At 67.5% G+C, this 788-nt stretch carries 1 pseudogene; it reads right to left on the bottom strand.

Annotated elements, in window-relative coordinates:
* Window positions 1–788, bottom strand: a pseudogene (locus tag A5696_RS29035) (magnesium-translocating P-type ATPase); the annotation flags it as partial.

Raw genomic sequence — 788 nt, 5'->3', positions numbered from 1 at the left:
TCGGTGATCAGGATGTCGATGTCGCCGAAGTCTTCGATGCAGACCAGGCGTTTGACCAGGACCTTGGCCTTGGCCAGTTGCCGCGAGCCGGTCGCCAGGCTGGTGCTCACCACGGCGGGCAGCAGCTGCGGCGTGATGCCGACCGCGATCGCCAGCGAGAACAGCACCGAATCGATGATCGGCTTGTGCAGCAGCAGGTTGCTGACCAGGATGACCACCATCAGCGCGATCGCGACCTGCAGCAGCAGGTAGGAGAACCGGCGCAGCCCCACCTGGAAATCGGTCTCGGGTTGGCGCTTGTCCAAACCCGCTGCGATGCGGCCGAATTCGGCATCCCTGCCGGTGGCGTACACCACCCCGGTGCCCTCCCCGGCGCTCACGATGGTGCCCATGAAAGCGAGGTCGGTCGATTCGGCCAGCTCGGCGCCGGCCGGCACAGGCTGCGGCGATTTCTCCGAGCCCGTCGACTCGCCGGTCAGGATGCTCTCGTCGCATTCCAGGCCGGTGACGTCGATCAGCCGGACGTCGGCGGGCACGGCCTCGCCCAGCGACAGGCGGACCACGTCACCGGGCACCAGGTCGGTGACGCCGATCGTGACGAACTTCGAGTCGCGGCGCACCACGGCGTTGTGGTGCACGGCCGCGTGCAGGTCGGCGGCGGCCCGCTCGGCCCGATACTCGTTGACGAACCCCAAGCCGATGCTGGCCGCCAGGATCACGCCGATGATGATCGCCTGCATGCTGTCGCCGAGAAAGTAGGAGACGATCGCGGTGCCGGCCAGCAGGAT

Origin of the sequence: Mycobacterium sp. E2699, from assembly GCF_001666745.1 — a bacterium.
Classification (GTDB): Bacteria; Actinomycetota; Actinomycetes; order Mycobacteriales; family Mycobacteriaceae; genus Mycobacterium.
This window is presented reverse-complemented; position numbering and strand designations above follow the sequence as displayed.